Genomic DNA, 26,719 nt, shown 5'->3' with positions numbered 1-26,719 from the left:
CTTTCTTCAGAGCTTTATCTCCTACCAGCCGTTGGAACGGGGTAAAGTGAAACTTTCTTTTGCGCTTTTTGCAAAAGATTAGCCCACACCAATCAGGTTCCTACGGCTGGGTCGCCTTTCTTCAGAGCTTTATCTCCTACCAGCCGTTGGAACGGGGTAAAGTGAAACTTCTTTTGCGTGCTTTTCCCAAAAGATCAGCCCATACCAATCGGGCTCTTACTATTTTCACTAGCAACTAGAAATTACTTATTATGTTTTACCGTTTCAGCGGAGCAATATAATCATTACATAATTAGGGGGATTTCTATATGACATCAAAATTGAAGATGCGAAATATTATTTTTATTTTAATCGGTTCCGCTATATTTTCTTTCGGTATTGTCAATATCAATATTGAAAACCACCTTGCAGAGGGTGGGTTTACTGGTATTACACTATTATTGTATTTTTTATTTAAGTTTGATCCTTCCTACTCAAACTTAATTTTAAATATCCCTATATTTTTTATTGGTTGGAGGTTACTTGGCAGAACGACATTTTTATATACATTAATTGGCACCTTTAGCGTATCTTTATTTCTATGGATTTTCCAGCGTTACGAAGTACTCAACTTACATTTAAACTTGCAAAATGATATGACACTCGCAGCTTTATTCGCCGGGGCATTTATCGGTATCGGCCTTGGGATAATATTTAAATATGGCGGGACTACTGGCGGTGTAGATATTATCGCACGACTAGCTCACAAATATGTTGGCTGGAGTATGGGTAAAACGATGTTTATGTTCGATGCTGTCGTTATCGTCGTCTCTATTCTTACCTATTTATCATACCGCGAGGGTATGTATACGTTAGTTGCTGTTTTTATCGGGGCTAAAGTCATTGATTTTATGCAAGAAGGAGCCTATGCCGCCAAAGGAGCGACTATTATCTCAGAGAAAAATGATGAAATTGCTGCCAAAATTTTATCTGAAATGGAGCGCGGAGCAACCTTTTTAAAGGCTGTTGGATCGTATACAAAAGTGGAACGTAACGTACTGTATTGCGTTGTTGCTAAAAATGAAATCGTGAAATTAAAGAATATCATTACTTCTGTAGATCCTCATGCTTTTGTCGCTGTAAGTGATGTACATGATGTAGTTGGTGAAGGATTTACGTTAGATGAAAATAAAAACCCTTTACATAATTAAATGTAACTAGAAAAGCGCCTTAGCTTTTCTAGTTTTTTATTACAAGTCTTTTAAGCTTCTCCAAATCCTCATAAATAAGCTCCAATAAACTCCGATTATAAAAAATGGAAGCTGGATGAAAAGTTGGAAAAACATGATATTCATTCTCTGACCATGTAAACTCTGCACTTTGCATATCCTTTAATTTTTGAATGGGCTGTTTTAATAATTGCCCGTGTACATCTGTGATTTTTTTATTTTTTCCTGTTAAACGTTGAAGACCGATATTTCCAAGCGTGACGATAAGCCTCGGATTTATTTTCTCTAATTCATAATCTAACAAAGGCGCATGGGCAACTATTTCTCCTTGATTTGGCGTTCTATTATACTTTTTTTGTATGCTTTCACCATTTCGTTCTTTTTTCTCTCGCCATTTATAAGGTCTACTCCGAACAGCGCTCGTAATATATACTTCTTTCCTTGTAACGTGAATACGATCTAAAAAAACCATTAATTGTTTTCCCGACCTCCCGCTAAACGGAATCCCATTATGAATTTCTGTTTCACCAGGCGCTTCTCCTAACAACATAAATTTGGGATTTTCAGGACCTTGTCCACTTAAAAAACCTTCTAGTTGATAAGGAGCACTACGCTCTTTCACTTGTTTTACTAAATGGTCTGGATATTTCATTTCCCCCACCGCCTTTCCGCATTACTTCTATTATTTCTATTTGCAATACATTATATAATTCAATCCACACAACAAAAAAAGACTATCAAAATTGATAGTCTTTAGTCGTCGCTACGCTGCATACCAGTATACATTAATACGAGACGTAATAATTCAAATACCGCTACAGCTGCAGCTGCTACATATGTTAATGCTGCTGCATTTAATACTTTACGAGCTTGGCCATATTCATCTGTTGATACGATACCTAACGCTTCAATTTGTTGCATTGCACGCTTTGAAGCATCGAACTCAACTGGTAATGTAACAAGTTGGAACACAACACCTGCAGCCATTAAAATAATTCCTAATAACAATAGTTTCGACATTGTCGCAAATATACCAATCATAATAAATACCCATGATATATTCGATCCAAAATTCGCCACAGGAACTAACGAATGACGAATACGCATAAAGTTATAATCTTGCGCATCTTGAATTGCGTGTCCTACTTCATGTGCTGCAACTGCTGTACCAGCAACTGAATGACCATAATAGTTATCTGTTGATAATCGAACCGTTTTGGCCGTTGGATCATAATGGTCTGATAAATGACCTGGTGTTTCTTCCACAGCTACGTTGTATAGTCCATTTTCATCTAAAATTTTTCGAGCCACTTCCGCTCCTGTCATACCTGATGTTGAATAAACTTGTGAATACTTGCTATAGGCACTTCGTACTCTTGACTGTGCATACAACGGTATGATCATTATGATCGCGAAGTAAATTAAATAAAACATCATGAACCTCCATTGAAGTTTTAATTATAGTACTTCTCATTCTATTTTCTTCTGCCACTATTGTCAATGAATAAACCTTACAATCCATATCTTTACTTATTACATTATCTATTTTTAGAATGCACATTACTTTTTCTTTTTTCTCTCTCTCCTTTATACTTTCTCCATCCAACATAAGTTAATGTGAATAAAATAAGTCCCCCAGTAATTGTCATAAACCAAATGAGAGAAGGTGCAATTTCATCCTTTTTTACTGTGTGAAATATCTTTTGCAAATCCCCTTTAATAATCCCTAATTGCATTTGGCCACCTTTCGTTTTTAACATAACGTTACGAAATTCATCCAAATAAGATAAATGAACATTTACACGCTGTACCTCGTTTTCTGGCAAAGCAATCATTAAACTTGGATAAATAATATTGAATTCATTTAAAAATGTATTTAATGTTTGTTGAAACTGCCCAGTATCTTCTTTTTCCATCGCTTTTTCCATTTGAGAAAAGGCATCCATTACTTTTCTTTCTCTTTCCATCCAAAGCGGTTGATACTTCGATACTTGCGCGTCAACAGCAAGTTGTAATGCCAACACATTATCCATTTTAGCTTGCTTACCTAAGCCTTCTTCAGAGAGCGATTGCTGTGCCTTGTCGTAAGCTAAAGAAATAACTCTAACTTGATCTGGTGTTACTTCCTGCTTCTTTTCATTCCCCTTCATTAAAAATTGCTCCGAGAAAAGTTGTAATACTTGTACTGCTTTTTCATCTTCATTACGCTTCACTAACTGTAACGAGTCGTCTAACAACCCTGTTAGCTCATTCCACTCTTCAGCATATATACGTAACGGAAACATTATAATTAGAAATGCTATCAATCCAATTAATGTTCTCTTCATCCCGGTCCCCCCTATAACTACTAGTACAAAATATGTTAATTTGGACAAGAATAGAACAGAACTGAACCGAAAAATATATTATCGTTTTACAAAGAAAAAATTCTCTTTAAGCAGAGAATTTTTTCTTTGACACCCTTTTCTTTTTTACGAAATATCTATATAAGCTATAACAAAGTATACTACCACCTAAAATGAATAATAAAATAGCACACGCAGCATGCATAAAGAACTCCTCTGGTAGCATTAATATAACTGGATCCGTTTCAATATCAAACATCCAATAATCATTACTGAATAAAAACTTATGGAATAATACAAAGCTCTTTTCAAAATTAATAGCGATTGGTAACATAAGCGCTATCGGAAAAATGATTGTTAAAATCGATCCGTGCAGTAAAAACTTTTCATTTTTCTTTTTTAATAAATAAATTCCGCCTATCACTGCAATCATAATTGTCGCATACATCACATATTGAATCTTTACTAAAATATTTTTAACATCTACAAAATGAATACGGCCATTTGTAGACATATCTAATGTTGGTAAATGTAATGCTCCGTCATAAAACGGGGATAAATATGTAATAAGCACATCGTAATTTCTTTTAATTTCATCCTTCGTCATATCCGCTAAATCAGGAATATTTAAAAAATCAATTTCAAAATAATACAGCCATTTTCCATACACAACTGCCGTTGTTGCGAGTGCAAAAATAGAAAATGCTATGCTATATGAAACAACTAAAGTAATCAATCGATCCAATATTTTTGTACCACTCTTATTTTTCTCCATGTTCTCCCCCTAAAAGTTCTAACCATCATAAAGAAAATTGTTTCCTATGCTCACGTAAGCAACAATAATATGTAATACATAGTACAGCAATGCTTAACCAAAACGTAAAATAACCAATTCCCTCTACAAACAAATGCATAATTCCATATCGCGGCATTTGCCAAAATAAATAATCAATTGCATCGTTATGCAACGTCCACACACCCGCTACTATAAAATGCCATTTTTTTATACGGTAAAATGGAGCATATAAAAAACCTTGCACTGCCATCGCAAAGTGCGAAAGCATTAACATGTAGCCCATAAGGCCAATAGGACCTTTTACGTAAATCATAATTGCGTTTACAACAACAGCCCAAATACCATATTTTATTAAAGTAACAATCGCTAACGCTTCTATTAATCCCCAGTTTCTCTTTGTCAAAAAAGCAATTAAAACAAAGACAAAAAAGAGACTCGCCATAGGACTATCTGGTACAAACGGCCAAAATATAGGTGACGTTTCTTTCAATTGATTTCCGTACCATATAAATCCGTAAATTGTACCTAATATGTTAACAATTAATAAAAATAATAATACCGATCGTTGTCTTAACATTGCATACAAGTACACCAATCTGTATGTCCAACACCTTTCAAGAAAAGTAATTCATTCACTAAATCCTACTCTATTATAACAAACTTCATCCAACTAAATAGAAAAGCTGACTACAAATTTTGTAGTCAGCTTTTTATTATTTTTTATTATACTTTGCAACGAATTCCGAGAGCTTCTTCAGTTCCTCATCCGTACCTTTAAATACACCTTTAGGCATGGAACCTTTTCCCTCTTTCGCAATTTTAGCAATTTCTTCTGGCTTTAAAGTTAAGTTTTGCAGTGCCGGTGCTGCCGCTCCGCCCTGTAAATTGTCACCATGACATGTTAAACAAGTATTTTTTTGCATTAATTTATAGCCATCATCATTTTTATCAACTGGCGCTGTTTTTACAATTGCTCCTTGTTTTTTTGCAGCTTCCCAGTCGTGGTGTGCTACAGATTCCCAAGTTAAAAAGATAATCGAAGCAATTGCTAAAAGCATAAATCCAGTTGCTACAGGACGCTTCAATGGACGTCTTTCTGGACCTCGATCAAGAAATGGAGCTAACAGTAATGCACCAAACGCAATCCCTGGCATAATAAACGCTCCAATTACAGTAAATGAACCAGAAGCATAAGAATACTTTAATAACTGATACAAGAATAAGAAATACCAATCTGGAAGTGGTATATACCCAGCATCTGTTGGATCCGCCATTCTCTCAAGCGGCGACGGATGCGCCACTGTTAAACATAAATAACCGATTAAAAAAACTGCACCAACCATCCATTCTTTTAACAAGAAGTTCGGCCAAAATGCTTCTGTTTTCCCTGGGTATTCAGAATAGTCTTTTGGAATATTTGGTTTCCGAGCTACTGGTACCCGAGAATCTCCTACAAACTTCATCCCTTTGCCGCGATGCATAATCTCCCTCCTTTAGTTCTTTCCCCTTTAATTTAGCAATCTCTTATAGTGGACCGGAAATACCTTGTTTGCGAATCATGATGAAGTGGAAGGCCATTAAACCTAGAAGTGCTGCTGGTAAGAAGAAGACGTGAATAGCAAAGAAGCGAGTTAATGTTTGAGCGCCAACAATTTCGGAATGACCAGCGAGTAATGTTTTAATATAAGGACCAATGAGCGGTGTTTGCTCTGCAATTTGAATCCCTACTTTTGTAGCGAATAAAGCTTTCATATCCCACGGTAATAAATATCCGGTAAAACCAAGACCTAACATAACAAAGAAAATAAGAACACCAACAATCCAGTTTAACTCACGGGGCTTTTTATACGCACCTTGGAAGAAAACTCTGAGTGTATGTAAAAACATCATTACAATTACGAGACTAGCACCCCAGTGGTGCATACCACGAACAATTTGCCCATAAGCAACTTCATTTTGTAGATAGTAAACTGATTCCCAAGCATTTTTAATATCAGGCACATAATACATCGTCAAAAACATTCCAGATAAAATTTGAATTACAGTAACGAAAAAAGTAAGTCCTCCAAAGCAATAGACGAATGCAGAAAAGTGATGTGCCGGGTTTACATGTTCAGGTACTTCATGATCAGCGATATCACGCCATATCGGTGTAATATCTAATCTTTCATCTACCCAATCATAAATTTTATTTAACATCTACTTTGCACCCCCTCTTGGCTTCGCTTTTCCTAGATACAGCGTTCCATCTTTCACTTTAGACTCGTACACATCAAGCGGAGCAAGGGGTGGCGTACCTTTAATGTTAATCCCATCTTTTGTATAACGCCCCCCATGACATGGGCAAAAGAATTGATTCGGATGTGCTTTGTCCGAATTCCAGTTAACTGTACATCCTAAATGTTTACATACTGGAGAGAACGCAACAATGTCTCCGCTTTCATCTTTATGAACCCAAGCCGATTTTGGTTCTTCAGACTTGTACCAACCATCAACCTGCTTCACTTTAAAATCGAAACGCTTCGGCTCTGTTGTAATATCCTTTACTTGCGCAACAGCAACCATATCTGTTCCGGCTTCTTTTCTTAACACCGGATCAAGCGCAAATCGCGTCATCGGCATTAAAATACCGGCAGCCATAAAGCCTCCTACCCCTGTGAGTGTGTAATTTAAAAATTGTCTTCTTGACACGCGATGTTCTTTCTCGCTCACGAAAATTTCCCCCCTCTATCAGAAATTGTCCCCTCGTGATAAATTATATAAAAAATAAAAACTAGGACACTATCATGATATAATACGCTCATGCACAGGTCAATATCATACTACTCATAATAATAAGAACTTTCTGTTTATTGTTAGTTTCCCCACTTATCTTCCAACATCACCATTATATTTTTTATATGTGCATGAATAACTTCTCTTTTTGCTTGATCACTAAATTGTTCTAGTGCTAATGAAGGAAACCAAAATAAATCTCCCTGTAACTCTTGTATATCCTCTTTCCATGAAAAATCACTTGTAACATAAGCAATATGCTTAAAACCTTCGCTTCGTAAATGATTTGTCCATTCTTGCAAACGACCTTTTTCATTCTTTTGACTTTCTACTAAATACGTAAACGCAGGCAGTAAAAGCACCCTGCCTTTATACTCTCTTTCCAATTCCATACTCAACAATTCTATAAATTCACCTTGTTCTACAACCATTTTCATTTCTTTTGCTGCCGAAATTGATAAAAGCGGTATTACTCCTGTATCAACATACTCTCTTGCTTGCTCAAACTGTTCCACATCTTTTACAATCCACTTCAAATTCCTTCCCTCCTTCACTTACAAATGACAGAACTTTCACTTTATATATATTAAACCATACTAAAAGAGGTAAAAAAAGAAAAACTACCCAATATAGGTAGTTTTTCTTGATAAAAGTCTGAAATTTGTAAAAAATTATTAATCCAAATAAATTCTATAAAGTCTTTAACTCTGCCGTTAATCTATGAAACGCTTCCTTATCTTGCTTATCTAACGCTTCATCAATTTGTTTCAAAAGGCGTTCTCTCCTAAACGAAAATACACTTTCTTCCAAAAACCTTTCTGCAAGCAAACGATCTTTTTCATTTACTTCAATATGCTTTGGTAGATATGGGTTTTCTTCTAATACAGCTACATAATTCGCATTTTGAAACGATGATTTAAAGTTGAGTTGAATATAAATATCCTCATCTCGATTTAAACGAATATCATGAAACGATTTTTCAGCATCTGTTGTCATAACATTTTGTTTAAAAAAGTGAAACGGTGTGTCTTTCACACAATTCGCTGACATCACTAAGCCACGCGGACAATATTTTGCATGCTCTACGAAGTGGACTTTATGCATTAATTGATCGTGACTCATTAAATAATTCAGAATCCATACACATTCACGCTGTTTCAGTTGGTAATTATTCAAAAACCATTTTACAAAATCCTTCTTCTCGTTTACAGAAACAGGGGTATTCATAGCAATTAAGTCCCTCCTCTGTCTTTCTCTTTTCTTTTTAGATTCAAGAAGCGGCATTCAGTTTCCTTCCAACTTATGAAAAATCCTCTAAATTATATAACAACTCTTCAATATGAATTTGTGTCGGGTCTAGTTGTAATAACTGGGTAAATACTTCTTTCGCCTCTTTTCGCTTTCCTTCTTCCAATAAGAAATAACCGTATTCTTCTAAGAAGTCTGGATGATTCTTAAAAGAAGTATATGCACTTTCATAGTGTTTTAATGCATCCGAATACATTTCTAATTGTTTTTTTGCATACGCAAGGTCCCAAAGTAGTTGTGTATCTGGTTCTCCACTATCAATAGCACGCTCTACAATTGCAATTAACTCTTCGTACTTTTCTTGTTCTTTTAAGATATACGCATATTTTAATGTTGCGCCTAAATGTCCTGGATCTAACTCAAGCGCTTTTTGAAGAACTTCCTCTGCTTCTACTATTTTTCCTAATTTCGCCGCAATGTTCGCTAACTCTACATAAAACGGAACTGAAAGCTCATCTACTTTAATTCCTTCATGAAGCGTTTCATAGCTTTCTTGAAGCATCCCTTCTTTTTCATAGCTTTTCGCTAAATACATGTACAGTGATGCGTACTCAGGGTCTAATTCTTTTAGTTCTTGCCAAGCACCAATTGCTCTCTGATATTCTTCACCTTGATATAATGTGAAGGCATATCCAAATAATGAGTGAATATCTTTTTGTTCCTCTAGGCCTGCTTCATAATAAGAAATTGCCTCTTCCCAGTTTCCGATTGCGCTTAACGTTTCTGCGAGACGAAGTGCGATCACAACACCACCCATTACTTTATGTTCCGCTAATAGCGATTCATAATAAGTAATTGCCTTTTGTTCTTCACCTTTACTACTATATAATTCTGCTAACCCAAATGTAATAACAGGTTCATCAGGCATCATTTCTTTCGCCTTTAATAGTTTTTGCTCTGCTACATCATCAAAACCTTGCATTTGGAATAAATCTGCAACAAGTAATAAAGATTGAACATATAAATCGTCATTTTCTGGAATATCATGAAGTACTTCAATCGCTTCATCTTCTTTATCTAGATCAATATATAATTCTGCTAAAAATACAGTGAATTCACTTTCTTCCGGATACAGTAAACGTAAGTCTTCAGTAATCGCTAATGCCTCATCTGTAAATCCAAGTGTATGATAGTAACGAGCGATATCATACTTCTCTTCATCATTTGCAATTTTTAATTGTTCTTTTAATAATTGTAATCCTTTTTCCGCCTCACCATTTTCAATATATGAAACAGCTTGTTCAAACTTTTGCATAAACGTCTCCTTTAATTCTAAAAAATATTCTCTTCTGTTCATTTATCATAAGCAACTCACTGTTAGAACGCAACCTTTAGAATGAGCATGCTTCTTCTTATACTTCTTCTTACAGAATAGGTAATTGTTCAAAAGGTTCGGATATGACACCGATACCCTATCATCATCTTCTATTGTACCGCTTTCTTTTATGACCGTGCAAATAACTTCTCTCACTAATTATCAAGCTATACAAACCGTGATTTACAGAACAACTTAAATACCAGACTTCAATCTTTATTTTTAATACGATAAAAAAGGCTCCTATAATAGGAGCCTTCACAATCTCTTAAGAATATGTTTCTTCTTTCTGTACTTGCTCATTTACAAGCTCTTTCAGCAACTCTATAATTTCATCATTTTCTTCTTTCAAACCGACAGTAATACGAATACCATCATCGATACCAAATGCAGCACCAGAACGAACGATATATCCTTTTTTCATTAATCGTTCGAAAGCTTCATTACCCGGTATACCAAGTTTTAAGAAAATGAAATTTGTTTGAGATGGATAATAGAATACGTTATATTCTTTACAAAATGCATAATACTGATTTAGACCTTCAGCATTCTTTTGCACACAATCTTGTAAAAAGGCTTGATCTTCTAATGCAGCGAGTGCTACAGATTGCGCTACAGTTGATGTATTGAATGGTAACCTCGCTACTTCTAGCTGTCCGATTAACTTCGCATCCCCAATCGCATATCCGATACGAAAAGCAGCTAAACCATATGCTTTTGAAAACGTGCGTAAAACCATAAGATTTTCATACTTTTCAAGAAGTGGTAGTGTTTGCGGATAGTCTTCTGCGTCCGCGTATTCATAATATGCTTCGTCCATAATAACGAGAGCCGACTTAGGAACTGATTCTAAAAATGAAAGTAATTTTTGTTTCTCAACATATGTACCTGTCGGATTATTCGGATTACAAATCCATACAATTTTCGTTTTATCATCTACTTGCTCTAGCATTGCATCTAAATCGTGAATACCATCTTTAAGTGATACTTCACGAACTTCTGCTCCTTCAATAACAGCATGGTGATGATATTGTGAAAACGTAGGATTCGCCATTACAACGTTTGTTCCTTCATGTAGTAACGCTCGGCTAATCATTTGAATGACTTCATCTAATCCACTACCAAATAGTAGTTGTTCTGCTTTTACACCTAAATGTTCCGCTACTTTTGTCCGAATTTCGAAGGCATATCCATCTGGATAAAGGGCATATTGGCTCGCTAAAGAAGTTAATGCTTCTGTCACACGCGCTGAGCAACCGAATGGATTTTCGTTCGATGCTAATTTCACAATTTTCGATAATCCATATTCCCTTTTTACTTCTTCAATGTTTTTCCCAGGCACATACGCTCTCAAAGTTAACAATTGCTCTTTCACTCTCATTTTTCTTCCCCCAGTCATTTCATTCAATTTGATTACAATACAGTTTTAGCCCCTTACTGTAATCTTTTATCATAACCGTCACTATTACGAGAATACCTCTAAATGAGCACTTCACAGCACTTCGCTATCATTTTAAACCATATCTTTTTGAAATGCCTCTAACGCAATATGAACAGTCTCATCTGAAATAGATACGACATTCACTACCCCATATTCCTGCATAAGCACCATATGAATTGCTCCTGCATTTGCTTTCTTATCTTGTTTCATCAATTGAACGAGGCGCTCTACATTCAAATCTCTTGGCATTTTTGGATAGCCGTATTTCAAGAACCACTGCTTTATATCTTCATAAGCAAGATTAACCTTGTACACTTGCTCACTTAAAAATATGGCGAATAACATTCCAACTGCTACGCCGTCACCGTGAGTAATATTTCCATAACCTAGCTCTTTTTCAAGAGCATGTCCTAACGTATGTCCAAAGTTCAAATGGGCACGTACACCCTTCTCTGTTTCATCTTGTGATACAACATTTGCCTTTACAGGAATCGCCTTCGTTAATATATGAATTAACTTCTCATCACGAAGATCCGCTAATGTCTGTACTTCTTCTTTTAACCAATGATATAGCTCCACATCACCAATAAGAGCATGCTTTATCACCTCTGCATAACCTGAACGCCACTCTTTTTCAGGAAGAGACTGTAAAAACGGTGTATGATATACAACTGCTTCTGGCTGATGGAATGCACCAATCATATTTTTACCTAACGGATGATTAATTGCTACTTTCCCACCTACTGCGCTATCGTGCGCTAATAAAGTCGTCGGAACCTGCACAAAGCGAATACCACGCATAAACGACGCAGCAACAAAACCAGCTAAATCTCCAATCATTCCGCCTCCAAGTGCAAGAATTAAAGAATTTCTATCCAATTTATTTTCAAGAGCTGACGTATGAGCCGCATAGAAATTTTCGAAAGACTTCTCTTTTTCGCCACTTGGTACAACAAACGAAAACACGTCCTGCTCTACTTGTAATGCATCGATAACTGTCTGTAAATGTAGTGATGCAACAGATTCATCTGAAATAATCATTACGTTAGATACCGCTGGCTGCATATTTTGAACGATCGTTGTTAAGTATGACAACGCTTCTTTACCAACATGTACATCATATTCTTTTGATTTCGTTTGAATATGTATGTTTTCCATTAAAATCCCCTCGCATATTCATTATGTTTCTCAATATTTTCACGAATTAGTTCCATACGATCTAATCCGAATTGTTCTATTAAAGCTGTCGCTAATTCCCAAGCCACAACCGCTTCTGCAACGACACTAGCTGCTGGCACTGCACAACTATCTGAACGTTCAATGCTCGCTGTAAAAGGCTCTTTCGTACCAATATCTACACTTTGAAGAGGTTTATAAAGTGTAGGTATCGGTTTCATCACACCGCGCACAACAATTGGCATTCCAGTCGTCATACCGCCTTCTAATCCACCTGCATTATTTGTTCTTCGTGTATACCCATGCTCCTCATTCCACAGAATTTCATCATGAACTTCACTTCCCGGTCTATGTGCTGCTTCAAAACCAATTCCAATCTCAACACCTTTAAAAGCATTAATACTCATAATTGCAGCTGCTAATTTCGCATCCAGTTTTCGATCATAATGTACGTAGCTACCTACTCCAATTGGCATTCCTTCCACAATTACTTCAACAATTCCACCGATTGAATCACCATTTGCTTTCGCATCATCAATTGCTTTCATCATTTGGTTACCAGCTTCGTCATCTAAGCAACGTACAGGAGATACTTCTGTAATACTCTTTAACTCTTCAATTGAATTATACGTAACCTTCTTAGCTTGTACACCGCCAATTTCAATTACATGGCCCGCCACTTTAATACCAAGTTCTGCTAACACCTTTTTAGCAACCGCACCCGCAGCAACACGCACCGTCGTTTCGCGCGCTGACGAACGTTCCAGTACATTTCTCATATCTCTATGACCATATTTAATCGCACCATTTAAATCAGCATGTCCAGGCCTTGGTTTTGTCACTTTCCTTTTCATTTCTTTTTCTTCCTGCTCAGTTAAAGGCTCTGCCCCCATAACTTTTGTCCAATGTGCAAAATCACGATTTTCAACAACGAGCGTAATAGGTGAACCTAATGTTTCTCCATGCCTAACACCACTTACAATTTGCGCTTGATCCGTTTCAATTTGCATGCGTCTACCACGCCCATATCCCTTTTGCCTTCTAGCTAACTCTTCGTTTATATCATCCGCTACTAAAGACAATCCTGCTGGAACACCTTCTATAATCGTTGTAAGTTGCGGACCATGAGATTCACCAGCTGTAATATATCGCATACGTTATTCCTCTTTTCGTATATGTATTTATCTCACTATATTAAGCAATAATATTAACTTTTATCATTCTAAAAATATTAAAGAAATTATATCATAAATCGACCATTTTCTTATTCTATATTTCCAATAGGTCTAATTTAAATATCAATATATCATAACAGTTCAAACTTCGTAACTAATTGAAAATAAAAAAAGTGCAAGAAGAATACCCCTATTCTCCTTGCACTTTTTACTATTATCACAGTGATTAAAGCGTTTACAAATTATTTCAAAATAATTAGTAAATCCATTCATTCATTAATTTTGAGTAGTCAACTAATTCTTCTTCTTTAAAGAAAATAGCAATCTCGCGCTCTGCGCTTTCTAAAGAATCAGAACCATGGATAATGTTTTTCGCAACAGTTACACCGAAATCTCCACGAATTGTTCCAGGAGCTGCTTCATGTGGTCTTGTTTTACCCATCATGTTACGTGCTGTATCTACTACACCTTCACCTTGCCATACCATTGCGAATACAGGTCCAGATGTAATAAAGTCTACTAACTCACCAAAGAAAGGTTTTTCTTTATGCTCAGCGTAGTGTTGTCCAGCAATTTCCGGAGTGACTTGCATTAATTTTGCACCAACTAATTGAAAGCCCTTTTTCTCAAAACGAGCTACAATTTCCCCAATGAAGGCACGTTGTACACCGTCTGGTTTTACCATTAGAAATGTTTTTTCCATAAAAAATCTCTCCACTTCTGAATTATGTATGTAATTGTATATCCCCACACACATATTATCACCCTTATCACAATTGTGCAATAGTTTTGAAATAGAGAGATTATTTTATTTTTTAGAATAAACATTAAAATTTTCGTTTTCCAATATACTTTGCTACATTTTGCAATGCATACTTCGCCTGTCCACGAGGGAGTGGTTTTATTATTTCTAAAGCTTTATGTAAATAACGTTCACTAAACGCAAATGCTTTATCGATCGCTGTACTATTTTTTACAGCATCAATAATTTCTTGCATTTCACTTGCTGTTGTATTTTCATGTACAGATGTGATTTTCTTACGAAGTACTGGATCTTCCATCGCATATAAAGCAGGGAGCGTAATGTTTCCTTGTAATAAATCTCCACCAGCAGGTTTTCCAAGTTTCTCTTCCGTGGAAACGAAGTCTAAAATGTCATCAATAATTTGATAAGACATTCCTACAAAATACCCATACCAAAATAGACGATTTACTGTATCACGATTAGCACCAGCAGCAATCGCTCCCAATTGGCAACTCGCGGCAATTAATAATGCTGTTTTTCGCTTTATTCTTCTTAAATACGTTCTTAAATTTTGGTCATAATTGTATTTATCTTTAATTTGTTCAATTTCACCTTTACAGACTTCTAAAATAGTATGTGATAACGCTTGATGCGCCTCTGGGATTTCGATATTTGTTATACATTCAAGAGACTTAGCGAACAAATAGTCCCCTGTATACATCGCAATACGATCTCCCCATTTCGCATTCACAGTCGCACTGCCGCGTCGTAAAAATGCAGCATCAATAACATCATCGTGAACAAGAGAAGCCATATGAATAAGCTCTAACGCAACAGCAACATGCTTAATCGCATCTAACTTATAATCTCCAAATTTCCCTGCAAGCAACACAAATACGGGACGAATTCGCTTCCCACCAGCTTCAATAAGTTGTAATGCTGCCTCTTCTACTAATGGCTGTTCAGAAGCAACTGTCTTTTTTAATTCTTTTTCTATCACATTAATATCCGATCGTAAAAAAGAGTACATAAGTTGTAACTTCATATTGTTCACCTTAACCTAAAACTTCTTTTTTCTATTTTGATTCTGGTTTAATACCTAAATGCATCGCTGCTACCCCAAAAGTAAATGGTTTCACTTGCACACGTTCAAGTCCAGCTTGCTCAAACATTTGGGCCAATTCTTTCATCCCTGGGAATGCACTAGCAGATTCTTGAAGCCATGAATATTCTTTATAACTTTTCGCAAACATCTTTCCAAATAACGGCATGATATATTTAAAGTATAAAATATACCCTTGTCGAAAACCAATCATTGTTGGTTGAGATGTTTCTAAACAGATTACTTTTCCACCTGGTTTTACTACACGCGTCATTTCCTTTAATACGTGCATATAATCCGGTACGTTACGTAAACCAAACCCAATCGTTACATAATCAAACGTATTATCTTCAAACGGAAGCTCCATTGCATTCCCATGTAGAAGTTCTACTTGTTTTAATTGTAACGCCTCTACCTTTTGCTTACCGACAGATAACATATTTTCACTGAAGTCTAAGCCAACAACCTTTCCTTGCTCACCTACCGCTCCAGCTAGCGCAATTGTCCAATCTGCGGTTCCGCAGCATACATCAAGCGCTTTACTGCCAGGTTGTACATCCATAATTCGCATCGTTTCTTTACGCCACGCTTTATGTCTTTGAAAACTAATTACAGAATTCATCACATCGTATTTATCAGAAATCTTTTCAAATACGTCATGTACTCTTTCTTCTTTTGATTGTTGCATGCTCGTACCTTCTTCCAATGTAAAATTGCTTATGTCTTCTATTTATCCCTTAACACAGAATTTATTTCATTTATGTCTATGTGATTTTCTAAAAATTGTTTTTCTTTCTTTCTCAATTCCATCATCCAACCATTAATCACTACTTCTGCTTTATCCCCTAAAGCATCTTGCATCGCTTGAAAAACAGGTGAATGTTGTTTATCAGCATACAATTGAATTTCTTTTTGAAGGCGATTTCCACCTAATACGTATGTGATAAATGGCTTCCAATGTGATAAATGAAAATGATCACATGTTTTTTGAAGGAGCGCAGACTCAATCGTTACTACGCTTTTCATTATGTCACCCGTCGTTTCATGCGCTTTTTGGTATAACATAATTTTGTGTTCATTTATCTCTTTAATTCCTTCAGCAAGTGCACGAATTAAAACAATATCACGATTCATAGACAATAAATAATAATATAGTCCACTATAGTAATCGCCTGCAAGTACTGTTAATTGACGACATTTATGCGATTCAATCGCTTCCTCGCCTGCTTTATTTGATACCCTTTCATGCGTATCAAGCGCAATTTGCACAAGCATAATTGTTACTACGTAATGCTCAATTTGTTCTATATGTAAGTTTGCACTCTTTAAAGCACCATATAACAATGCTATCTTTTCTTCATCAATAAATGGTTCTTCAATATAGTTTATAAAATAAGGATGGCGTAATTTCTCCATCAATTTCTCTTTTATACCCGCATACCCTCCGTAGATGTCACACACAAAAAATCACCCTTGTTTTCTAATTCATAAAACTTATTATAACACATACACTCTATTTTCTATAACCAAAACTTGGCTACACCTACCATTCATGTAAGCAATCTTTCTAACCTCACTCTGTCTAGCTAAAACTATATCATTTATTTACTAAAAAAAAAAAGAAAAGCAGTTTCCCGCTTTTCTTTACTTCGTTTTAATAAACGATAAAATTTCACTGCGCGCTGCAGCATCATTTTCAAGCACACCACGAACTGCTGTCGTTACTGTTTTCGCACCTGGTTTTTTCACACCACGCATCGTCATACACATATGTTCTGCTTCTACTACTACCATTACACCATGCGGCTCTAGTACTTCCATAATAGAGTTCGCTACTGTTGATGTAATACGTTCTTGCAGTTGTGGACGACGTGCAATTGTATCTACAGTACGAGCTAATTTACTTAACCCTGTCACCTTTCCGCCTTGCGGAATATATGCAACGTGAGCAACTCCATAGAATGGAACTAAATGATGCTCACACATCGAATAAAATGGTATATCTTTTACTAGTACAAGCTCTTCGTGATCTTCTCCGAATACTTTATGCAAATGCTCTTTCGGATCTTCATGCATACCTGCGAACACTTCTGCGTACATTTTTGCAACACGCTTTGGTGTATCAAGTACTCCCTCACGATTTGGGTCATCCCCAATCGCCTCTAAAATAAGGCGTACTGCATGTTCAATTTGTTCTAAATTAACTTTTGCCATCCGCTAGCCCTCCCGAAAACCTAAAAGTGATACGAACACATTCTAGCATATTTATGTTTTTAAAAGCAAAAAGAAGAGTTCCCAAAAAGGAAACTCTTCTTCCCTGTTAATATGTAAGGATTATTTAACCGCATCTTTTAACGCTTTACCAGGTTTGAATGCAGGTACTTTACTTGCAGCGATTTCAATCTCCTCACCTGTTTGTGGGTTACGACCTTTACGAGCCGCACGCTCACGAACTTCGAAGTTACCGAATCCGATCAGTTGTACTTTATCACCTTGTTTTAAAGCTTCTAAGATAGAATCAAAAACAGCGTCTACTGCTTTTGTTGCGTCCTTTTTAGAAAGGGAACTTGCTTCTGCAACAGCATTGATTAAATCTGTCTTGTTCATGCCATTCACCTCCTCCCAAAGATAAGACTGTATAATGATCATAAAATGAGTCTTACTTTCATTTGTAGGCAATTTTTACAAATTCTATACTACAAAGATGTAGATAAATCATTATCAACGCCTATATTATACGATTCTCCCTTATAATTCAATATTTTTAAGGAAATTGTTACTCTGAAAATGTGAAAATCTGATGAAACTTGACAATTTACAACAATGTATTAGATAATGACTGTTTATTTTTCTATTTTATAATCGAAAAAACAAAAAATCCCTCTACAATGAGAGGGATTTTTCTTATAGTATAATCGCAATTAATCCGCCAGATCCTTCATTAATAATTCTTTCTAGCGTTTCTTTTAATTTATATCTAGCATTTTCTGGCATTAAGGATAATTTCGCCTGAATTCCTTCTCGAACAATCGAGCTAAGCGAACGTCCAAATATATCAGAATTCCAAATTGATAACGGGTCATCTTCAAAATCTTGCATTAAATAACGAACTAATTCTTCACTTTGCTTTTCAGTACCAATGATTGGCTCAAACGTTGACTCTACATCTACTTTAATCATATGAATAGATGGCGCTACCGCTTTTAACTTCACACCAAACCTTGAACCGTGACGAATAATTTCTGGCTCATCTAAGCTCATATCCGCTAGTGCAGGCGCTGCTACACCATATCCTGTTTGCTTAACCATACGCAGTGCATCCGCCACCTGATCGTATTCTATTTTCGCATGAGATAAATCGAGCATAAGCTTCAATAAATGATCTTTCCCTCGAATTTCTACTCCTACTACTTCTTTTAAAATCTGATCATATAATTCATCTGGCGCATATAAATCAATCTCCGCCACACCTTGCCCCATATCAATGCCAGCTAGGCTCGCTCGATCAATAAATTCATATTGACTAAACTGCCAAACAACGCGATCCACATCACGAAGACGTTTTATATCCTTCACAGTTTCTTGAACTGCTTCTTGATAACTTCGACGCAACCAGTGCCCTTCATTTAGCACCATTACCCAGCTCGGAAGGTTCACATTCACTTCTAATACAGGGAATTCAAATAGCGCTTCACGAAGTACATTATATACATCTGTTTCTCTTAAACTCTCCACACTCATTGCAATAACCGGGATATCATATTCTTCTGATAAACTTTGGCGTAATTGCTCTGTATCTGGATGATACGGCTGTACCGTATTAATTATCATAATGAAAGGTTTTCCTACTTCTTTCAACTCATTTACAACGCGTTCTTCTGCCTCTATATAATCTCTTCTTGGAATTTCACCAATTGTTCCATCTGTTGTAATTACAACACCAATTGTTGAATGTTCTTGAATTACTTTACGCGTGCCGATTTCTGCAGCTTCATGGAATGGAATAGGTTCTTCATACCAAGGGGTATTAATCATGCGCGGGCCATTCTCATCTTCATAGCCCTTCGCTCCTGGAACCGTATATCCAACACAATCTACTAATCGAATGTTCACTTCAAGCCCTTCATCTACTTCGATAGAAACCGCTTGGTTTGGAACAAACTTCGGTTCCGTCGTCATAATTGTACGACCAGCAGCACTTTGAGGCAATTCATCCTGCGCTCTTTGACGGTCAGACTCATTCTCAATATTTGGAATAACCACAAGTTCCATAAATTTTTTAATGAATGTTGATTTCCCTGTTCGAACAGCTCCTACAACTCCAAAATAAATATCACCGCCTGTTCGTTCTGCAATATCTTTAAAAATATCTACCTTTTCCAAGTGATTCCCTCCCTCAAAATTTTTGGGAATAATTCCGCGTTTATAGTCAACTAATACCTTCTCTAACGTTGCCTATAATATCTGATATAATATAATGGTATTCTAGAAGTTCGGACAATATATCATATAATTTTGTCCAATTTCATATGACTATTAAAAAATATCTTTTGTTTGCATCGTAAGTTGTATAACATAAAAAACCTTTCTTCTAGAACTTATTCACTAAAAGAAAGGTTCATGACTTATCATTTTAAAAAAATTGGTTCTCCGTCCTTTACTGTGTACGGTAAGGAATAAGCTGGTACAAACGGGGAAGCTTTCAAAAGTATATTCCGAATATCTTCTCCCTCCGTAAACTGCCCTTCATTTTTTTTCAAAGCGTCATATAAGTCGATTCTATAATCAACAAAAACTTCTCCTTTTTCATTAATTACAAAAGGAAGTCCCTTACCAGAATATGGGCTTGTCACTTGTGGCACATCTTTATATCCTAGTTTTTTGAAATCCAGTTCATATACACCATCTGAAATTACTTTTTTAAAAGGTGGATATTGATGTTCATCACGATACATCCTAAGCTTTAAAGATAGTTCCTGAACTTGTTCAGCCATCCTAACATCAATTAATTTTACTGTTGGATTTGTTTCAACGTCTATTAATACGTATTGATATACCCCTCCACTTTCATACGCATTCCCCGGTGCTTCTTGTATGTAGCGCGGAGCAATCTGTTGAAAATCAATTGGATACTTTTGATAAATAGGTGTACTCATATCCCTCGTCTTAATTGGCAATATCCCATCATTTTGCTCCTTAAATGTCACAACAGCTTTTTGAACAACCTGTAGCTGATCTTCATAAGGAACCGCATTTTGTTTCATATTTTCTTTCGGATACAGACACCCCGTTAAAAGGCTCATACAACAAAATATTAAAATAATATGGACTTTTTTCACTAGCAATCACCTTTTCATACTAATATAACTTGCTCGTATGTAGTATTTTCGAGACCATTCCAATTACTGCTGTACAGGTCCACTAAATACAACAAGAAAAATAACAATTCCTGACACAATCATAAGGGTGTACGCTACTAATGCTGTAATCCCTTTCAAAAATTTATTCTTTATTTTATGTCTACTTAATAAAATGAAACTTACTGCAAAAAACATAAATCCAATTGCTCCTAAAGCCAACCACATTTTCATAAGCCCTTCTGACATATACACACCCCTTTTTATTAATCTATTTTTATACTATTTTAACAAATTAAAATATTTAAACAAATACAAAAAGAACATTTTACTACAAATTGCGAATATGTAACTTTAATCAATAGGTTTTTCAGTATTTTTCACCAATCTAGATAAAAATAAAACCGAAGCGAATGTATCTCTCGCTTCGGTTGACCAAATATGCCCAAAAACAGCTCTATTCCCATTCTTTCATGGCTATCATATGCAATCTACAAACTCTTTGTTTCTCATAATTTATTTTTTAAACATTTTGCTTAACGAGCCAAAATCTGCTGGCATATTATTATTAATAATCGCTTTTACAATTTGATCCTCTTGCTCTTTCGGCACTTCACGTCCCGCCATAAGAGCCACTTGATGAATCAATTGACGAAGTACAGTTTCATCACGTAAATTCGCATTTTGCACGGATGATGCTAATTTAAAAATATCCTCTTTATTTACTTTCGCTTCCTTCTCAATATTATTAAAAATGTTATTATCCATTCTTTTCACCCTCTCCTCAAGTTACTCTTCATCCTATGCAAAAATAAAAAAATGGTGAAAAGACCCATAAAATAAAAAAGCGACAGAAGTACAAATGTACTTCAGTCGCTTTTCTTTACAGTAAATCAGGTATAGCTTCTACTTCATGTTTTCGAACACGTCCCATCAATGAACCTACCGCATCTTTTACGTTATTCCCATTGAACAGCACGTCATATAAAGCAGCTGTAATCGGCATTTCAACTTCCATTTTCTCTGCCAATTCATGAGCAGCTTTCGTTGTTCTTACACCTTCTACAACCATACCCATGCTTTCTAACACTTCTTCTAGAGAGTGTCCTTTTCCAAGCATATTTCCAGCGCGCCAATTTCGGCTATGAACACTTGTACAAGTTACAATTAAGTCTCCCATACCAGTTAGACCAGCAAACGTTAACGGATTTCCGCCCATTTTTCTTCCTAAACGAGCAATCTCTGTTAAACCACGTGTCATCAATGCCGCCTTTGCATTATCACCCAATCCAAGACCATCAGTTATACCAGCAGCTAATGCGATAATATTTTTTAGCGCACCACCAAGTTCAACTCCAACGATATCTGGATTTGTGTATACACGGAAATAACTATTCATAAATAAATCTTGTACTTCCTCAGCCGCTTCCATACGCTTTGCTGCAGACGTAACTGTTGTCGCTTGTCGTAAACCAACTTCTTCAGCATGACTCGGTCCAGACAGTACAACAACATCTTTAATTAAGTTCTCTGGAATTTCTTCCTCGATCACTTCCGAAATACGTTTTGACGTACCAGGTTCAATCCCTTTACTCGCATGAATCCAAGTAATCGGTTCTGTAACAATTTCTTTCATCTCTTGTAATACATCTCTGTACGCTTTCGTCGGTACTACTAGCAGTACTGTATTTACATCTACTAATGCTTCTTCTAAAGAAGAGTAGGCTACGATTGTGCTTGGCAATGTAATGCCTGGGAGATATCGACTATTCTCATGTTTCGTATTCATTTCATCCATAAGTTCTGGGCGATTTCCCCAAATACGTACATCATGTCCATTGTCAGCTAATACCATCGCTAACGCTGTTCCCCAGCTACCTGCTCCTACTACTGTGATTTTTGTCATAAAATCACATCCTCTCCATTAGTCTCTTGCTCGAGCAATAATGTGAATCGGCGTTCCTACAAAACCGAACGCTTCACGTAAACGATTCTTTAAGAAGCGCTCATATGAAAAGTGCATTAATTCTGTATCGTTTACAAACACAACAAATGTCGGTGGTTTTACCGCAACCTGTGTCGCATAGAAGATTTTCAGACGGCTACCATTATGAGTCGGTGTTGGATTCATCGCTACCGCATCCATAATTACATCGTTTAATACGTTTGTTTGTACACGGATACTATGGCTTTCATTTACCTCATTGATAACCGGTAATAACGTTTGTGTACGTTTTTTCGTTTTTGCAGATAAGAATACAATCGGTGCATAATCCAAGAATTGGAAATGAGCACGAATGTTTTCTTCAAATGCCTTCATTGTTTTTTCATCTTTTTTCACTGCATCCCATTTGTTTACAACGATAATAACAGCTCGTCCTGAATCATGAGCATATCCAGCGATTTTTTTATCTTGCTCAATAATTCCTTCTTCTCCGTCTAAAACAACTAAAACAACGTCAGAACGTTCAATCGCTCTAAGTGCACGAAGTACACTATACTTTTCTGTACTTTCATATACTTTTCCTTTTTTACGCATACCAGCTGTATCGATGATTACATAATCTTGATCATCTTTACTATATGGTGTATCGACAGCATCACGCGTCGTTCCTGCGATATTACTTACAATTACACGTTCTTGACCAAGAAGTGCATTTACAAGCGATGATTTCCCTACGTTTGGACGTCCAATTAAAGAGAAACGGATTGTTTCATCGTCATACGCTTCTTCTTCAATCTTTGGAAAATGATTTGCAGCTTCATCTAACAAATCACCAAGTCCTAAACCGTGTGTACCTGAAATCGGGAATGGCTCGCCAAATCCTAATGAATAAAAATCATAAATATCACTACGCATTTCTGGATTATCAACCTTATTTACCGCAAGTACAATTGGTTTTTTAGAACGATACAAAATTTTAGCAACTTCTTCATCCGCTGCAGTTACACCATCGCGACCATTCGTCATAAAAATGATAACATCTGCTTCATCAATCGCAACTTCCGCCTGTTGACGAATTTGTGTCAAGAACGGCTCGTCTCCAATATCAATTCCACCTGTATCAATAATGTTAAACTCATGATTTAACCATTCTCCCGCACTATAAATACGGTCTCGAGTTATACCTGGTATATCTTCTACGATTGAAACTCTTTCTCCAACTATTCTATTGAAAATAGTAGATTTTCCTACGTTCGGGCGGCCTACTATTGCTATTACTGGTTTCGGCATATACTTTCATCCTTTCAACTTGCTTCTGTTTATTATGTAAAAAACCCTTCTTTGTGCAAGAAGGGATTTGCATTCCAGAATATTTCTCAACGTATCAAAACACCTCACATTATAACACACGTTCCTAATGTTTCACAATAATATATACATTCTCTTGTAAGCGATGCGCAATACCATCTAAAATTGCTTCTAAATTATTTGCAACAAATTCTAGTTCCTCCGTCGACTCACAAACAAATAAAGGAGCACCACCTGCAAATTTTTCTGGCGCTGTTGTAATAACTGCCAAGATAACACTTTCTAACATCATCTCTTATCTCCCCTTCCTTTCGGGGCTTCCGATGACATATGGACAGCACTTTCTAACGTTGGTACATTTCCTATGACACTTATCGCTTTCTCTGCATCTTGATCTTGCGGTAAGACAAAAATTCCAACCCTGCCATCCTCTAAATCACGCTTTGCTAACGGTACAAGCGCTGGCGTACCAGAATCTCTATAAATCCCTAACGCCACCGAAACATCGTGTAAAACAGCTTGTCGTTGCCCTAAATTTGAGATTGTCACCATCGCATCAATTGATTTCGGTTTTAAAATAAACCCCATGCCATATTTCATAATCTCTTCTTGCCTCGCCGGCAATCCAATATTCATAATATAAATATTATCAATATACAGTCCTGCCCCTTCAAAACGAAGCGGAACGTGCTCAATTTCAACAAGATCATGTAGCCTTTTTCCAGACATTAATTTTTTCGCAATAAAAAATGCGATTATAGCCATCATTACTCCAGCAATCCATGAACGGAACCCTATATACGCAAACGTCGTTGCAAACGACGTTAACATCGCCAAATAGTTGCGACTTTCAAAAACTAATGCAATTCCTTCAATATATGTATTTCCACGCGGTACGAGCTCATATCCATCTAATTGTTGAAGCGTATTTCTTTCCATATTACGTACATCACGAAATTGCGTTGCTGCTAATGTAAGAAATGTAATGGCAGAAAAATCTTTTTTCAAAATAGACGGGATTGCAATCGCTCCTAAAGCTGCTGCAATTAACCCCATTGCGATATGAATAATTTTCCCATGCAGCCTCGTCGGATATTGCCGCGTATCCGTCCGAAGCATTAACACCCTTGTAACTGTCCCCGCTATTACGCCGCATAAAATGGCTGGTGTATATTCAGTCATGTATTACCCTCGCCTTTCTTTTACGTGTTTTTCTCTTAAACTGTTCCATGTATACTGATGCTTTTGCAATCCAAAACAATACTGCCATGAATAATGTAGAAACGGCGACGATATCAAAAAATGCTAAACTACCGTAATCATATGGAAAATTCAATTTCCGAAAAATAAATGTCACTAGCAACTCTCCTTGTAACATCCCTACATATAGGGAACATAATCGTAGTATGCGATCCCCATGCAATAACACCGATGCATACACAAGAGCACTACTTAGCAGAAAAACTCTATCCACCACAATCCAAATCGGATCATATATCTCTAACAGATGAAAACTTGTATATAACATTGCAATAATAAGCGCCGAAAGTAAGCTATATAATTTTTTCCAAACAGAATATAGCGTGATTCCTATAAAAGAAATAATACAAAGTAAAAGAGCATTTACTGATACCATGAATGAGGCAATCGTTACATGTAACGGAGAGCAAATTATAAAAATCAGTATACAAGCGCCTAACTTCCACCGAATATGGTCCTTTTTCATAAAAAAGGTTACGACAATCCACCCTATCCAAGCTATAAAATAAAAAGTACTTCCATCCATCAACTTCACCTCCTATGTTTTCCATTATGGGAACTTTTTATGAAAGTTAATCCACTTTATTTACGCATAGTTTTTTCTTATAACAGCAACACTTTTAACAAGGAGGTGTTATTCATTATGGGTAAAGATCGCCAAGAACGAAAACTGCGAGAATCACGCCGCGTTGAATCTGATCGTAATCAATCACTACAATATCCAGGTGCAACTGGACTTGATACACCAGAGCAAGCTCGAAAACAAAACCAGCACTAATGAATACAAAAAGACGGTTTCGATATTGTACGAAACCGTCTTTTACATAATCATTTTAATGTTTTTTATTTATATTGAAATAATATTTTGTATACTATATCCTCCTATCACTTCTTTTTACCTCCACCTATTTCCCTTAGAAAATCAAGCCCTCTCCAAAAATCTAGTAACTAATCATCTTCATTTTTTAACCTTTTTTCAATTACAACTTTTATAAAATACCAATTCCATTTTTTATTACGAGAAAGAAAACAAAACAAAAAAATCAACCGAACGGTTGATTTTTTATCTCCTACTATAATGCGCAGTATCAATACCACGCTGCATTAACCAATGATATGTTTCACCTTTTACAACAAGAGGTACAGATTGCAACTCTTCTATCGTCTTCGCACCGAGAGCTGCCATAATAAATTTCAAATCTGTATGCAGAAACTCAATTTCATCCACTAATTTCTCGATACCATCTTCCATTAAAATACGTAAAAAGTAACCAGCAAATGCAGTTGTATTCGCCCCTAATGCGATTGCTTTCGCTACGTCAAGCGCTGTTTGTATACCCCCAGATGCAATAAAAGAGAGGTTATTATTTGTAGAGGTTGCTTCAATAATCGAGGTTGCTGTTTGTATGCCATGCCCATCAACTTAAGGATAGACACAATATTAACTTTTGTTCATTTGAACT

General features: G+C 36.3%; 31 protein-coding genes and 1 pseudogene. 2 read left to right on the top strand and 30 right to left on the bottom strand.

Annotated elements, in window-relative coordinates; all coding sequences use genetic code 11:
* The first annotated feature begins 308 nt into the window (after positions 1-308).
* Positions 309-1,190: a YitT family protein gene (locus ACODS7_RS23515; protein ID WP_000202121.1), complete on the top strand. Its 882-nt coding sequence runs from the start codon at positions 309-311 to the stop codon at positions 1,188-1,190.
* A 28-nt stretch (positions 1,191-1,218) separates the two neighbouring features.
* On the opposite strand, the gene ACODS7_RS23510 is transcribed toward ACODS7_RS23515, so the two are convergent.
* From ACODS7_RS23510 to ACODS7_RS23370, 29 genes are all read right to left on the bottom strand, one after another.
* A complete protein-coding gene (locus tag ACODS7_RS23510; protein WP_088114190.1) occupies positions 1,219-1,860 on the bottom strand; it encodes a uracil-DNA glycosylase in 642 nt (213 codons plus the stop codon).
* Positions 1,861-1,961: 101 nt separating this feature from the next.
* Positions 1,962-2,645 (bottom strand): zinc metallopeptidase, encoded by a 684-nt coding sequence (locus ACODS7_RS23505; RefSeq protein ID WP_011109966.1) that lies wholly within the window; start codon positions 2,643-2,645, stop codon positions 1,962-1,964.
* Positions 2,646-2,746: 101 nt separating this feature from the next.
* Entirely contained in the window at positions 2,747-3,535 is a 789-nt protein-coding gene (ypjB, locus tag ACODS7_RS23500) for a sporulation protein YpjB (RefSeq protein WP_016082253.1), read from the bottom strand.
* Between the two features lie 106 nt (positions 3,536-3,641).
* Complete coding sequence (gene lit, locus ACODS7_RS23495; RefSeq protein WP_016082254.1) at positions 3,642-4,328, bottom strand: lipoprotein intramolecular transacylase Lit; 687 nt, start codon at positions 4,326-4,328, stop codon at positions 3,642-3,644.
* Between the two features lie 25 nt (positions 4,329-4,353).
* Complete coding sequence (gene lhaT, locus ACODS7_RS23490) at positions 4,354-4,944, bottom strand: lipoprotein heptaprenylglyceryl N-acetyltransferase LhaT (protein ID WP_140163660.1); 591 nt, start codon at positions 4,942-4,944, stop codon at positions 4,354-4,356.
* A gap of 118 nt (positions 4,945-5,062) precedes the next feature.
* Positions 5,063-5,830 carry a menaquinol-cytochrome c reductase cytochrome b/c subunit gene (qcrC, locus tag ACODS7_RS23485; RefSeq protein ID WP_000554603.1) on the bottom strand — a complete coding sequence of 256 codons (768 nt, stop codon included), beginning with the start codon at positions 5,828-5,830 and terminating at the stop codon, positions 5,063-5,065.
* Between the two features lie 43 nt (positions 5,831-5,873).
* Entirely contained in the window at positions 5,874-6,548 is a 675-nt protein-coding gene (qcrB, locus tag ACODS7_RS23480) for a menaquinol-cytochrome c reductase cytochrome b subunit (RefSeq protein WP_000932700.1), read from the bottom strand.
* Positions 6,549-7,061 carry a menaquinol-cytochrome c reductase iron-sulfur subunit gene (qcrA, locus tag ACODS7_RS23475; RefSeq protein WP_001290418.1) on the bottom strand — a complete coding sequence of 171 codons (513 nt, stop codon included), beginning with the start codon at positions 7,059-7,061 and terminating at the stop codon, positions 6,549-6,551. It abuts the gene before it with no gap.
* 143 nt (positions 7,062-7,204) lie between these two features.
* A complete protein-coding gene (locus tag ACODS7_RS23470) occupies positions 7,205-7,678 on the bottom strand; it encodes a YpiF family protein (RefSeq protein WP_105434158.1) in 474 nt (157 codons plus the stop codon).
* A 136-nt stretch (positions 7,679-7,814) separates the two neighbouring features.
* Entirely contained in the window at positions 7,815-8,351 is a 537-nt protein-coding gene (locus tag ACODS7_RS23465; protein ID WP_001095925.1) for a ReoY family proteolytic degradation factor, read from the bottom strand.
* A 73-nt stretch (positions 8,352-8,424) separates the two neighbouring features.
* Positions 8,425-9,687, bottom strand: coding sequence for a tetratricopeptide repeat protein (locus tag ACODS7_RS23460; protein ID WP_001168671.1), 1,263 nt, complete (start codon positions 9,685-9,687; stop codon positions 8,425-8,427).
* Positions 9,688-10,015: 328 nt separating this feature from the next.
* Entirely contained in the window at positions 10,016-11,128 is a 1,113-nt protein-coding gene (hisC, locus tag ACODS7_RS23455) for a histidinol-phosphate transaminase (protein WP_016082257.1), read from the bottom strand.
* 132 nt (positions 11,129-11,260) lie between these two features.
* Positions 11,261-12,346, bottom strand: coding sequence for a 3-dehydroquinate synthase (gene aroB, locus ACODS7_RS23450; RefSeq protein WP_098629015.1), 1,086 nt, complete (start codon positions 12,344-12,346; stop codon positions 11,261-11,263).
* Positions 12,346-13,518, bottom strand: a complete 1,173-nt coding sequence (aroC, locus tag ACODS7_RS23445) for a chorismate synthase (RefSeq protein WP_016082259.1) — start codon at positions 13,516-13,518, stop codon at positions 12,346-12,348. The genes aroB and aroC overlap by 1 nt, the downstream gene beginning before the upstream one ends.
* Before the next feature lie 277 nt (positions 13,519-13,795).
* The gene (ndk, locus tag ACODS7_RS23440; RefSeq protein ID WP_000415883.1) at positions 13,796-14,242 is read right to left on the bottom strand and encodes a nucleoside-diphosphate kinase; all 447 of its coding nucleotides are present in this window, start codon (positions 14,240-14,242) and stop codon (positions 13,796-13,798) included.
* Positions 14,243-14,366: 124 nt separating this feature from the next.
* The gene (gene hepT / locus ACODS7_RS23435; protein WP_016082261.1) at positions 14,367-15,329 is read right to left on the bottom strand and encodes a heptaprenyl diphosphate synthase component II; all 963 of its coding nucleotides are present in this window, start codon (positions 15,327-15,329) and stop codon (positions 14,367-14,369) included.
* A gap of 31 nt (positions 15,330-15,360) precedes the next feature.
* Positions 15,361-16,074, bottom strand: coding sequence for a 2-heptaprenyl-1,4-naphthoquinone methyltransferase (menG, locus tag ACODS7_RS23430; protein WP_001187668.1), 714 nt, complete (start codon positions 16,072-16,074; stop codon positions 15,361-15,363).
* Between the two features lie 38 nt (positions 16,075-16,112).
* Positions 16,113-16,847 (bottom strand): heptaprenyl diphosphate synthase component 1, encoded by a 735-nt coding sequence (locus ACODS7_RS23425; RefSeq protein ID WP_029441853.1) that lies wholly within the window; start codon positions 16,845-16,847, stop codon positions 16,113-16,115.
* A gap of 183 nt (positions 16,848-17,030) precedes the next feature.
* Complete coding sequence (gene folE / locus ACODS7_RS23420) at positions 17,031-17,600, bottom strand: GTP cyclohydrolase I FolE (RefSeq protein ID WP_001151478.1); 570 nt, start codon at positions 17,598-17,600, stop codon at positions 17,031-17,033.
* A 120-nt stretch (positions 17,601-17,720) separates the two neighbouring features.
* Positions 17,721-17,993: an HU family DNA-binding protein gene (locus ACODS7_RS23415; protein ID WP_001043860.1), complete on the bottom strand. Its 273-nt coding sequence runs from the start codon at positions 17,991-17,993 to the stop codon at positions 17,721-17,723.
* Between the two features lie 297 nt (positions 17,994-18,290).
* Positions 18,291-19,769, bottom strand: a complete 1,479-nt coding sequence (gene spoIVA, locus ACODS7_RS23410) for a stage IV sporulation protein A (RefSeq protein WP_016082263.1) — start codon at positions 19,767-19,769, stop codon at positions 18,291-18,293.
* A 245-nt stretch (positions 19,770-20,014) separates the two neighbouring features.
* A complete protein-coding gene (locus ACODS7_RS23405; protein ID WP_029441852.1) occupies positions 20,015-20,725 on the bottom strand; it encodes a hypothetical protein in 711 nt (236 codons plus the stop codon).
* A gap of 63 nt (positions 20,726-20,788) precedes the next feature.
* Positions 20,789-20,992, bottom strand: coding sequence for a DUF2768 domain-containing protein (locus ACODS7_RS23400; RefSeq protein ID WP_001289004.1), 204 nt, complete (start codon positions 20,990-20,992; stop codon positions 20,789-20,791).
* 267 nt (positions 20,993-21,259) lie between these two features.
* The gene (locus tag ACODS7_RS23395; protein WP_000369753.1) at positions 21,260-21,511 is read right to left on the bottom strand and encodes a stage VI sporulation protein F; all 252 of its coding nucleotides are present in this window, start codon (positions 21,509-21,511) and stop codon (positions 21,260-21,262) included.
* A gap of 115 nt (positions 21,512-21,626) precedes the next feature.
* Positions 21,627-22,649 (bottom strand): NAD(P)H-dependent glycerol-3-phosphate dehydrogenase, encoded by a 1,023-nt coding sequence (locus ACODS7_RS23390; RefSeq protein ID WP_016082265.1) that lies wholly within the window; start codon positions 22,647-22,649, stop codon positions 21,627-21,629.
* A gap of 18 nt (positions 22,650-22,667) precedes the next feature.
* Positions 22,668-23,978 carry a ribosome biogenesis GTPase Der gene (der, locus tag ACODS7_RS23385; protein ID WP_001125890.1) on the bottom strand — a complete coding sequence of 437 codons (1,311 nt, stop codon included), beginning with the start codon at positions 23,976-23,978 and terminating at the stop codon, positions 22,668-22,670.
* Positions 23,979-24,102: 124 nt separating this feature from the next.
* The gene (locus ACODS7_RS23380) at positions 24,103-24,288 is read right to left on the bottom strand and encodes a capping complex subunit for YIEGIA (protein ID WP_016082266.1); all 186 of its coding nucleotides are present in this window, start codon (positions 24,286-24,288) and stop codon (positions 24,103-24,105) included.
* Complete coding sequence (locus ACODS7_RS23375) at positions 24,285-25,178, bottom strand: YIEGIA family protein (RefSeq protein WP_016082267.1); 894 nt, start codon at positions 25,176-25,178, stop codon at positions 24,285-24,287. The genes ACODS7_RS23380 and ACODS7_RS23375 overlap by 4 nt, the downstream gene beginning before the upstream one ends.
* Entirely contained in the window at positions 25,171-25,782 is a 612-nt protein-coding gene (locus tag ACODS7_RS23370) for a YphA family membrane protein (RefSeq protein ID WP_016082268.1), read from the bottom strand. The genes ACODS7_RS23375 and ACODS7_RS23370 overlap by 8 nt, the downstream gene beginning before the upstream one ends.
* Positions 25,783-25,899: 117 nt before the next feature.
* On the opposite strand from ACODS7_RS23370, the gene ACODS7_RS23365 reads away from it, so the two are divergent.
* Positions 25,900-26,034 carry a YpzI family protein gene (locus tag ACODS7_RS23365; RefSeq protein WP_000513902.1) on the top strand — a complete coding sequence of 45 codons (135 nt, stop codon included), beginning with the start codon at positions 25,900-25,902 and terminating at the stop codon, positions 26,032-26,034.
* Between the two features lie 285 nt (positions 26,035-26,319).
* Here the strand turns inward: ACODS7_RS23365 and ACODS7_RS23360 are convergent.
* A pseudogene (locus ACODS7_RS23360) lies at positions 26,320-26,667 on the bottom strand (alpha-hydroxy-acid oxidizing protein); the annotation flags it as partial.
* Positions 26,668-26,719: the final 52 nt, after the last annotated feature.

It is taken from the genome of Bacillus sp. FG16 (assembly GCF_057809515.1).
Note: the sequence above shows the minus strand (reverse complement) of the source record. Positions and strands in the feature narration are given on the sequence as shown.

Bases quoted from the DNA above. Each gene is read 5' to 3' on its own strand.
- ACODS7_RS23460 (WP_001168671.1), bottom strand. From the start codon at position 9,687: ATGCAAAAGTTTGAACAAGCTGTTTCATATATTGAAAATGGTGAGGCG.
- ACODS7_RS23365 (WP_000513902.1), top strand. From the start codon at position 25,900: ATGGGTAAAGATCGCCAAGAACGAAAACTGCGAGAATCACGCCGCGTT.
- menG (WP_001187668.1), bottom strand. From the start codon at position 16,074: ATGCAACAATCAAAAGAAGAAAGAGTACATGACGTATTTGAAAAGATT.
- ypjB (WP_016082253.1), bottom strand. From the start codon at position 3,535: ATGAAGAGAACATTAATTGGATTGATAGCATTTCTAATTATAATGTTT.
- ACODS7_RS23370 (WP_016082268.1), bottom strand. From the start codon at position 25,782: ATGGATGGAAGTACTTTTTATTTTATAGCTTGGATAGGGTGGATTGTC.
- der (WP_001125890.1), bottom strand. From the start codon at position 23,978: ATGCCGAAACCAGTAATAGCAATAGTAGGCCGCCCGAACGTAGGAAAA.
- hepT (WP_016082261.1), bottom strand. From the start codon at position 15,329: ATGAAGTTACAACTTATGTACTCTTTTTTACGATCGGATATTAATGTG.
- ndk (WP_000415883.1), bottom strand. From the start codon at position 14,242: ATGGAAAAAACATTTCTAATGGTAAAACCAGACGGTGTACAACGTGCC.
- lit (WP_016082254.1), bottom strand. From the start codon at position 4,328: ATGGAGAAAAATAAGAGTGGTACAAAAATATTGGATCGATTGATTACT.
- ACODS7_RS23375 (WP_016082267.1), bottom strand. From the start codon at position 25,178: ATGACTGAATATACACCAGCCATTTTATGCGGCGTAATAGCGGGGACA.
- ACODS7_RS23390 (WP_016082265.1), bottom strand. From the start codon at position 22,649: ATGACAAAAATCACAGTAGTAGGAGCAGGTAGCTGGGGAACAGCGTTA.
- aroB (WP_098629015.1), bottom strand. From the start codon at position 12,346: ATGGAAAACATACATATTCAAACGAAATCAAAAGAATATGATGTACAT.
- qcrB (WP_000932700.1), bottom strand. From the start codon at position 6,548: ATGTTAAATAAAATTTATGATTGGGTAGATGAAAGATTAGATATTACA.
- hisC (WP_016082257.1), bottom strand. From the start codon at position 11,128: ATGAGAGTGAAAGAGCAATTGTTAACTTTGAGAGCGTATGTGCCTGGG.
- qcrC (WP_000554603.1), bottom strand. From the start codon at position 5,830: ATGCATCGCGGCAAAGGGATGAAGTTTGTAGGAGATTCTCGGGTACCA.
- folE (WP_001151478.1), bottom strand. From the start codon at position 17,600: ATGGCAAAAGTTAATTTAGAACAAATTGAACATGCAGTACGCCTTATT.
- ACODS7_RS23515 (WP_000202121.1), top strand. From the start codon at position 309: ATGACATCAAAATTGAAGATGCGAAATATTATTTTTATTTTAATCGGT.
- ACODS7_RS23395 (WP_000369753.1), bottom strand. From the start codon at position 21,511: ATGGATAATAACATTTTTAATAATATTGAGAAGGAAGCGAAAGTAAAT.
- aroC (WP_016082259.1), bottom strand. From the start codon at position 13,518: ATGCGATATATTACAGCTGGTGAATCTCATGGTCCGCAACTTACAACG.
- ACODS7_RS23510 (WP_088114190.1), bottom strand. From the start codon at position 1,860: ATGAAATATCCAGACCATTTAGTAAAACAAGTGAAAGAGCGTAGTGCT.
- ACODS7_RS23465 (WP_001095925.1), bottom strand. From the start codon at position 8,351: ATGAATACCCCTGTTTCTGTAAACGAGAAGAAGGATTTTGTAAAATGG.
- ACODS7_RS23400 (WP_001289004.1), bottom strand. From the start codon at position 20,992: ATGTCAGAAGGGCTTATGAAAATGTGGTTGGCTTTAGGAGCAATTGGA.
- ACODS7_RS23415 (WP_001043860.1), bottom strand. From the start codon at position 17,993: ATGAACAAGACAGATTTAATCAATGCTGTTGCAGAAGCAAGTTCCCTT.
- ACODS7_RS23505 (WP_011109966.1), bottom strand. From the start codon at position 2,645: ATGATGTTTTATTTAATTTACTTCGCGATCATAATGATCATACCGTTG.
- ACODS7_RS23380 (WP_016082266.1), bottom strand. From the start codon at position 24,288: ATGATGTTAGAAAGTGTTATCTTGGCAGTTATTACAACAGCGCCAGAA.